Raw genomic sequence first — 1413 nt, forward strand, 5'->3', positions numbered from 1 at the left:
GGCAGTGTCGACTTCCAGACCCCGGCCAATGACGTCTACAACAACGGCAGCACCGTCAGCACCACGATCACGGGGGCAACGGGCGGCAACTTCGAGAAACTGGAGCCGAACCCGACGCCAGCTGAAACGAAGATCAACGACTCGATCGACACCACCACCGCCACCCTGACCGCCACCCCGAGCGTCACCGAAGGCGGCGTGATCACCTATACCGTGACCCTTACCAATCCGGCGCAGACTCCGGTCACCGTCACCCTGTCCAACGGCCAGACCATCACCGTCAAGGCCGGCGAAAGCACCGGCAGCGTTGACTTCCAGACCCCGGCCAACGATGTGTTCGTCAATGGCAGCACGGTCAGCACCAGCATCACCGGTGCCACCGGTGGCAATTTCGAGAAGCTGGAACCCGACACCACGCCGACCCAGACCGTGATCAGCGACAGCATCGACACGGTGAGCGTCAGCATCGCCAGCAATGGCAACGTGACCGAGGCCGAGCAGCCGACCTTCACCGTGTCGGTCAGCCAGAAGCTCGACCATGACCTGACCGTGACCCTGTCCAATGGCGCCACCGTGGTCATCAGCGCCGGCCAGACCCAGGCCACCTACAGCCTGCCGGCTCAGGGCGACGACGTGTTCAAGGACGCCAGCTCGGTGACCCTTGGCGTGACTGATGCCAGCGTGGCGGGCAAGACCTTCGAGAACCTGGAACTGGGTGGCGATGCCACCGTGCAGATCACCGACACCGTCAGCGAAGTCGTTGCGACCCTCACCGCCGACAAGACCACCGTCACCGAAGGCGGCCAGATCACCTACACCGTGACCCTGACCAACGCCCAGGGTCTGCCGGTCAATGGCCACAATGGCCTGACCTTCACCCTGACCGATGGCACCAAGGTGACCATCCCGGCTGGCAGTGCCAGCGGTACCTTCACCATCACCGCGCCGGACGACGTGTTCGTCGGTGGCCAGCCGAGCATCGTCAACAAGATCGAATCGGTTGCCGGTGGCGACAACTTCGAGAAGCTGACCCTCGGCGACAACACCGTCACCACGACCGTGACCGATGAACCTGGCACTGGTACTCCTGGTACCGACAACCAGGGCGACAAGGTCTCCGTTACTATCGTCGGCAAAGGCGATGTCACTGAAGACCAGCAGCCAGCCTTCACCGTCAAGGTCAGCCAGAAGCTCGACCACGACCTGACTGTCACTCTGTCCAATGGCGACAAAGTTGTCATTCCAGCCGGTCAGACCGAAGCCGAGTACAAGGCCAAGGCCCAAGGCGACGACGTCTTCAAAGACGGCGATACCTTGACCGTTGGCATCACCGACGCTGCCGTCGATGGTAAGGCCTTCGAGAATCTGGAGCTGGGCGGCAACGCTTCGGTCCAAATCACCGACACCGTCAGC

At 62.4% G+C, this 1413-nt stretch carries 1 protein-coding gene; it reads left to right on the forward strand.

Annotated elements, in window-relative coordinates:
* On the forward strand, positions 1-1413 hold a 1413-nt coding region (locus CC207_RS27950), incomplete at both ends, for an immunoglobulin-like domain-containing protein (RefSeq protein WP_371916506.1).

Origin of the sequence: Pseudomonas sp. DrBHI1 (assembly GCF_002205115.1) — a bacterium.
GTDB lineage: Bacteria > Pseudomonadota > Gammaproteobacteria > Pseudomonadales > Pseudomonadaceae > Aquipseudomonas > Aquipseudomonas mosselii.